The sequence below is a fragment of the Pseudomonas sp. NPDC087639 genome (assembly GCF_044743385.1).
In the GTDB taxonomy this organism is placed as follows: Bacteria; Pseudomonadota; Gammaproteobacteria; order Pseudomonadales; family Pseudomonadaceae; genus Aquipseudomonas.
On the sequence record NZ_JBIUWI010000121.1, the window covers coordinates 1 to 7060 of the forward strand.

Consider the following 7060-nt stretch of genomic DNA (forward strand, 5'->3'; position numbering starts at 1 on the left):
GCTGGCATGCCGCCGGCCATGCGATCGAATTCAACTTGATAAGCGCCGCGTGCCAGACCGACTTCCATGCGGCCGTTGCTGATCACGTCGAGCAACGCGCATTCACCGGCGACGCGCAGCGGGTGCCCAGAAATCGGCGCTGAATGCCCAGGACCACCTTGTCGGCGCGACCACCGGTAGGCCGCGAAGTCTGTCCATCGCTACCCCTGCGCCCGTCTCCGATAGCACCCGCGCCGTGGATACATTCCACCGTACCCCGAGCATGGTTCAGGCAGTTGCCAGTTCGGTCGATGTCAAAGTGCCGGAAAGTTCTGCAGGCACGGGCAAGCCCAACCGCGGCAACGACATGAAAGAGTCGATCGACACCCGTCCGGTCACTCGTGTCACTGGCCTGCCAGACACCACGGCGCCCTCGAACCCACACAAATACCTGATCGAAACCAACCCGGTGCTCACCGACTTCAAGTCGTTCATGAGCTCCGATTACCTGCTGGAAAAACTCGGCTACAACCCCGACCAGAGCGCCAAACGTTTGGGCGATGGCCTCTACGAACAGCGCCTGATCCAGCAAGCCGTGACCGCTCGCACCGGCCAGGCCTTCCTCGACGGCCAAACCTCTAACGAGGGCATGTTCAAGTTCCTGATGAACAACGCCATCGCCAGCAAGGACGCGCTCAACCTTTCGGTCGGCGTCGGCCTCAGCGCGCAGCAAGTGGCCGCGCTGACCCACGACATCGTCTGGCTCGAAGAGCACGAAGTGAATGGCGAAAAGGTGCTGGTGCCGGTGGTCTATCTGGCCCAGGCCAACGGCCGTCTCGGCCCGACCGGGGCGTTGATTGCCGGTAACGACGTGACGCTGATTGCTGGTGAAAACCTCGATAACGTCGGCACGTTGAAAGCGACCAATAACCTGTTGGCGACGGCAGGCAAGGATCTGGTCAATAGCGGTTCGATCGAAGCGGGTAATCGTCTCGATCTGTTGGCAACCAACAACATCGTCAACAAGGCGGGCGGCATCATCGCCGGACGCGATGTGACGCTGACCACGCGTACTGGCGATGTGATCAACGAACGAACCATCACCTCGTCCGACAACAGCTCCCGATATGCCACGTTGCATCATGACTATGCCGACAACGCAGCACGGATCGAAGCCACCAATGACCTGACCGTTAAAGCAGGTCAAGACATCAACATTGTCGGCGGCGCCATGCAAAGCGGCCGAGACATGACATTGAATGCCGGTCGCGACGTCAACGTCTCGTCCGTACAAGTCAGCAACAGCGTGTACCAAGACGCCAAGCACAACCGCAGCGATGTCACTCAGTTGGGGGCCGATATCGATGCCGGACGTGATTTCAAGGCTGACGCCAAACGTGACATCAACGTCATCGCCAGTGACATCGATGCCAAACGCGATGTTGCGATGTCTGCGACGGAGAATCTGACCATCAGCTCGGCGGCTGACGAAGAGCACTCGCTGTCCAAGAGCAAAAAAGTGACTCGCCAGGAAGATCATGTCAGTCAGATCATGTCCGGTATTACGGCAGGTGGCGACGTGTCGCTGGCCGCGGGGCAAAACCTAGCCGTGGTTTCCAGTCGCGTCACCGCTGGCGATGAAGCCTATCTGGTGGCAGGCGACCGTCTCGATATCCTGGCTGCGCAGGATACCGACTACTCGCTTTATGACATGAAGAAGAAGGGTAGCTTCGGCAAAAAGAAAACCAAGCATGATGAAGTCACTGATGTGAAAAACATCAGCAGCGAAATCACCTCTGGCGGCAGCATGCTGCTCGCCAGTGGCGGCGATCAGCATTACCAGGCAGCCAAACTCGATAGCGGAAACGATCTGGTTATCAGCAGTGGTGGGGCCGTCACGTTCGAGGGCGTGAAGGACCTGCATCAAGAGAGCCACACAAAAAGTAATACCAGCCTGTCCTGGAACTCGATGTCGGGTAAAGGCAAAACCGATGAGACCTTGCGACAAACCCAGTTGCTGGCCAAAGGGCAATTGGTGATCAATGCGGTTGATGGCCTGAACATCGATATCAAACAGATCAACCAGAAATCGATCAGCCAGACCATTGATGTAATGGTGCAGGCAGATCCACAACTGGCGTGGCTGAAAGAAGCCGAGAAGCGCGGTGATGTGGACTGGAAACTGATCAAGGAAACCCACGAGTCGTTCAAGTACAGCAGTTCGAGCCTTGGTCAGGGCGCGATGTTGGTGATCATTATTATCGTCACCGTGCTAACGGCCGGAGCCGCAAGTGCGGCGGTGGGAAGCGTCGCCGGTGCGACGGCGGGATCAGGGACTGCCATGGCGGCAGCGGGTACGGCATCCGCGTCGGCAGTGGCTGGCGGGGCTGCGGTCGGCTCAACAGTCGCCGCGGGGTTGGGGAACGTGATGGCCTCTGCCGTATTGACGTCCATGGCCAGTACTGCGGCCGTCAGCACGATCAATAACAAAGGTAATCTGGGAGCCGTCGCCAAGGACACATTTAGTAAGGACAGTCTGAAAAATTCGGCGATTGCGGGTGTCACGGCCGGCTTCACAAAGGGTGTGATCGACCCGCAACTCGGCGGCCACACGGTACCGTTTAACAACCTTACAAAAGGATTTGACTTAAATACCCTCCAAGGCATCGGTGGTTTCGCCGTCCATGCGGGAGCGCAGGGGCTCGCAGGGGGAGCCATAAAAACCGTAATTGGCGGAGGCAGTTACAGCGAGAACCTGAAGGAAGGGCTCGTTTCCCAAGCCGGCAATGTCGCAGCCGCTACAGCGTTCAACTTTGTCGGGGGGTTCGCTCAGGATCACTGGCAAGCAGCAAAGAATGCAGGTGATACAACCGGCATGGCTATTTGGGCCGAGGGGGGCGTTGCTCGCACTGCGATGCATGCGTTGATGGGGGGAGCGATTTCGAGTGCCACTGGTGGAGATTTCAAAACTGGCGCAATCGCTGCTGGTGCCAGCCAGGCAATGGCTAGCGTTCTCAACTCCACCTTCGATACCCAACCTGAATTACGCCAGGCATTTTCCCAAATCGTCGGTTTGACCGCCGCTGGGTTGGCGGGCGGAGATGTCAACAAAGCATCGTGGGTTGCCTTGATGGCCGACGAATACAACCGCCAGCTTCATCAAAAAGAAACCTTGGCACTGGAGAAGCTGCAAAAAGAGAACCCTGATAAAGCCTATGAATTTAAAGCAGCGGCTTGTGCCTTGGTTCATTGCAGTGACTCGGTACCCCCCGATGATCCGAATTACAAATTCATCAAAGCATTGGAGGCGGATGGGAAAGGTTTCAAGGATGCACAAAGTACGCTTTTCGCTACCGGGGCCTTCGACGAGTATTCTAAGTGGGACCAGGTCAACGACGACTTGTTGCGCAACGACAAGGACCTCCGGCAGTCGGCAAATGCCAGTCGAGCGGTACTGGGCGCCATAGGGGCTGCCGCAGGGTTTGGAGGCGCCATAGCGTCAAGCCCGGCTTGTGTCACCGCTGTTGGATGCGCGATTCCGGCGTTGTCCGGGCTGGGAGGTGCAGCATCGTTCGCTGATGGGTGGCAGGCCACGGGGCAGTTGTTTGCGCCCTATGACTACACCCAGGGAAGCAAAGTACTCGACTCTTTTAGCAGCGCGACCTACCCCGGTGACGTGAACCCGCTTCGCGACTACGGAACGGAAGCCGCTAAGACGGCAATGGAAATTGCACTGCTGAAGGGCGCCGGAAAATACCTGGAAGGAAGTGGGGAGCTGCTGTTGACTTCAGGTGGCAAGAAGGGAGGGAGTCTCCCTGGCAGCACCTCGGAAGTCGATAAAGTTGAATTCAATGCTACTCGCGATGCAGAGGGTTTTGGGTTGTCTGCCCAGCGTGACTTTGTCCCGGGGAAAGAGCATCGTGCGGAAAATATCAACGCTGGACAGGTAACGGATCGTGATGGTCTTCCGCGTGTTGATGGTGAGAAGGTAGCGAATGATCGCCTCTTGAGTCAGCAGGACGACGGAATTGATCTTCCATTCTGGGGAACACAGCGTCCGGCTTGGATGGAGGGGACAATGGTGACGGATAGGGTAGTGGATCAGCCGCGCATAATGACGATGACTATAAACAAACTACAATATGATCGGATGCAGGAGGCGGTCGCTCAAGGCAAGAATCCGTCCTCCCTTCTTGGAGGTTGGGCCACGGAAACTCCTATAAAATCTGTGGCAGACGTTCGAAATAAACTTGCAGTTTCTGAAGAGTTCAAACAGGGTCCATTATTCCAAGTCGAATTTACGGTGAAACCAGGTGTCGGAATTCGGGAAGGAACTGTTGGTGATATGTGGGATGCGAAGAACGAAGCTCGCTTGCCTGGTGGTGGACATCAAGTGAACTTTATGGATAAGTCCCCCCGAACTAATCCAGAGTTGTATGAGGTTAACTTGGGGTCGGTGAGGTCGTTGCAGTGAGTCAGTTGATTAGTGAAATTAGAACAAAATGGGAATTCGATGATGGACTGCTTTTCGAGGAGTTTGTCAGCTGGGACGGGACATGTACCAGTTTCGAAGATACTAAAAATATAATGCTGTATGCGCAAAAGCACGCCGTCGTACGTTTTGAGCGATATTTGGCCTTTGAAAACGGCGTTGAACTACGTATTCCGGTCAGTGAGATGCCTTATATTCTTGCTGATAGAACAGGGGTTTTGGTCGTTTTCAATGAGGTGCCATCAAAATTTGGCATGTCTGAATTTCCTTGGTTTTTTAACTGTCCAAATAATGCTGCGATTTATAACTCTGATGGTTCCTTACGCTTCCAATTAAAAAGCGCACATGGTGTGGGAAGCTATATTGGTGCTGTGCACTATACGTCAACGCCCGCAAACCCAAATGTGTTAGGTGTTTTGGTTGGAACCGTAGGGCATGACCCAGAGTGGCTTTATTTGGTTGATCCAGATAGTCCGGAATTAATTTCTACAGGGGAGTGGATTCGCTATTAGTCTTAAATTAAAGAGAGATAAATGGGTCAGACCCTGAGGGATCCCCGAATGGAACCTGTTTTCCCAATAAGGTAAATGATACAAAGCCTTTGAGGGAAGTGCTCATCAGTCGGTTCTGGATAGCTTAGGGTTGAAGTGATGGATTTTTATAAAGGGGGGGTAAATGAGGGATAAATGGGGGCAGATTCGGAAACTATAAGCATCATAAAGGAATGCCCGTTGGATGTAAGCGGAAAATGGTCGGGAAGAGCGGGTATGAAGCTCGCTCGGCTCTTCGTAAAAGGCGAGTATCCTGATAAAACCCAGTGGGCTTATTGAGAATGAATAGAAAGAAAATGGGATAAATGGGTACAGGCCCTGGGGGACTTCCCGCACAAATGGAGTTTGATCCCGGTTTTGTAGCGTCTCTGCTGATTGAGCGGAATAAGATGATTGATGATTTTAAGCCGGCCACATAAGTCTGATTTAAGGTTAAGTGGAGTGGGTGGGGATGGGGGCGGGGCATCATAATTATGTCGTTATCAGCGATGATCATTTCATCAGAAAAGTTGAGCGTAGAAGATTTTAAAGAAGTCATCCTGGCACAGGGTGGGTTCGTGAGTTCCGGTATGCCTTTTCGGGGCAGCGTTGATGAAGGTGATTCAAGCATATGGTTGGCCTGGCACTCAAAAGATTTACTAGACAAGTTTTATGATGCCGAAGATCAGCAAGAGTGGCAGGATGCCTTGGGGGGTACTCCGCAGATAATGATTGAGGTTAACCTGGATCATACTGAACATGCGAAATTAATGTACTTGGAGGTTTTTTTGAGTTTTGCGAAAGCTTGGTCCTGTATTTTATATGACGTGGATGATGCTGTGCTTTCCCGTGATTCGGTTTATGAAAAATACAAGTGTCTTGTGGACGGGGTAAGAGACGTGTAGTAATAGAGATGGCACGACGTTGAAGTTGCGATACTCAAATAATAGGATTGATGGTTTATGAGTGTTCGTGGATTCCATTGAGTTTGCTGGGCGTTTGTAGGGCAGTAGCAGTGGGATTTATTGGTGGCGGTTGTGCGGTGTTGAGGGCTGATTGTGCCGGTTACTATAAGTTATAATGAGATCATGCAGCGGATGTTTTACTACTATCCTGTTTACTGTCGGAATAAAATCAGGCGGAATAAAAAGACCGGATTTTCTTGGGTTGAAGGGGAACTTGAAGTCGGCTATGCGTTAAATGAGATGGAAGAAAGTTTTGTTAATCCAGTAGAAAATCTTATGCTCCAAACTGCAGGGCTTGTGCTCTCGGCAGGAAGGGAGCCCGAGGTTGCTTTCGATATTGCTTCTGCGGATATAAAGAAGATTATTGATGCGCATGGATTGGAGTTTCTTATGTCGCAGTTGTCTGATCAAGATGCCCGTCAGGTCAAGTCGGACTTGCAGCTGTTGGACATTATTTAACGATTTCTGAAGTCAGGTAGACTGATCGCCGGGGCGGGTGGTCCGTATACTCACTATGCCAATAGCTTGATCATATTGAGAAAAATTGGCCAAGACCTTTACGAGATCATTGATCTTGAAATGTTCTACCGAAGCTTTGGTTGGTGTGCTGTTTTACGAAATGGACAATACGCACCTCCCGGCAACTTCTGGGACGAAGAGCCGACTCAAAACTAAAACGCCCCGAACACTGTCGGGGCGTTTTTATGTGCCGTGTTCAATCAGTAAGGCATTTAGCGAAACGCCGGCACCACATCCCTGATAAACAACTCCAGCGACTTCTTCTTCTCCTCATGCGGCAAGCTGTTATCGCACCAGAAGCTGAACTCATCCACCCCCAGTTCCTGGTAGTACTTGATCCGCGGAATGATCTCTTCCGGCGTACCAATCATCGCCGTCTTGTGCAGGCTTTCCAGCTCAAACTCCGGACGCCCGGCAAACTTCTCTTCCGGGCTCGGGGCGAGGAAGCCGTTGACCGGTGTCTCCTTGTTCCCAAACCATGCATCGAAGGTGCGATAGAAGCGTGAGATCGCTTTCGCGCCAACTTTCCAGCCGTCCGGATTATCAGCGGTGTGAACGTGGGTATGGCGCAGCAC

Annotated in this window: 4 protein-coding genes and 2 pseudogenes; 4 read left to right on the top strand and 2 right to left on the bottom strand. The window is 52.7% G+C overall.

Going from position 1 to position 7060, the window contains the following annotated elements; all coding sequences use genetic code 11:
• Window positions 1-125 (bottom strand): annotated as a pseudogene (locus ACIOVB_RS26595) (LLM class flavin-dependent oxidoreductase); the annotation flags it as partial.
• Window positions 126-643: 518 nt separating this feature from the next.
• Between ACIOVB_RS26595 and ACIOVB_RS26600 the strand changes: the two are divergent.
• The 4 genes from ACIOVB_RS26600 to ACIOVB_RS26615 all read left to right on the top strand — a co-directional run bounded on the left by ACIOVB_RS26600 (window position 644) and on the right by ACIOVB_RS26615 (window position 6425).
• Window positions 644-4453 (top strand): DUF637 domain-containing protein, encoded by a 3810-nt coding sequence (locus ACIOVB_RS26600; protein ID WP_401272173.1) that lies wholly within the window; start codon window positions 644-646, stop codon window positions 4451-4453.
• The gene (locus ACIOVB_RS26605; protein WP_401272170.1) at window positions 4450-4983 is read left to right on the top strand and encodes a hypothetical protein; all 534 of its coding nucleotides are present in this window, start codon (window positions 4450-4452) and stop codon (window positions 4981-4983) included. The genes ACIOVB_RS26600 and ACIOVB_RS26605 overlap by 4 nt, the downstream gene beginning before the upstream one ends.
• Window positions 4984-5495: 512 nt before the next feature.
• A complete protein-coding gene (locus ACIOVB_RS26610) occupies window positions 5496-5906 on the top strand; it encodes a hypothetical protein (RefSeq protein WP_401272171.1) in 411 nt (136 codons plus the stop codon).
• A gap of 183 nt (window positions 5907-6089) precedes the next feature.
• The gene (locus ACIOVB_RS26615) at window positions 6090-6425 is read left to right on the top strand and encodes a hypothetical protein (RefSeq protein WP_401272172.1); all 336 of its coding nucleotides are present in this window, start codon (window positions 6090-6092) and stop codon (window positions 6423-6425) included.
• Between the two features lie 272 nt (window positions 6426-6697).
• Here ACIOVB_RS26615 and ACIOVB_RS26620 read toward each other — a convergent pair.
• A pseudogene (locus ACIOVB_RS26620) lies at window positions 6698-7060 on the bottom strand (LLM class flavin-dependent oxidoreductase); the annotation flags it as partial.

Coding starts and splice junctions, on each gene's coding strand:
- ACIOVB_RS26600 (WP_401272173.1), top strand. CDS start 644: ATGAACAACGCCATCGCCAGCAAGGACGCGCTCAACCTTTCGGTCGGC.
- ACIOVB_RS26610 (WP_401272171.1), top strand. CDS start 5,496: ATGTCGTTATCAGCGATGATCATTTCATCAGAAAAGTTGAGCGTAGAA.
- ACIOVB_RS26615 (WP_401272172.1), top strand. CDS start 6,090: ATGCAGCGGATGTTTTACTACTATCCTGTTTACTGTCGGAATAAAATC.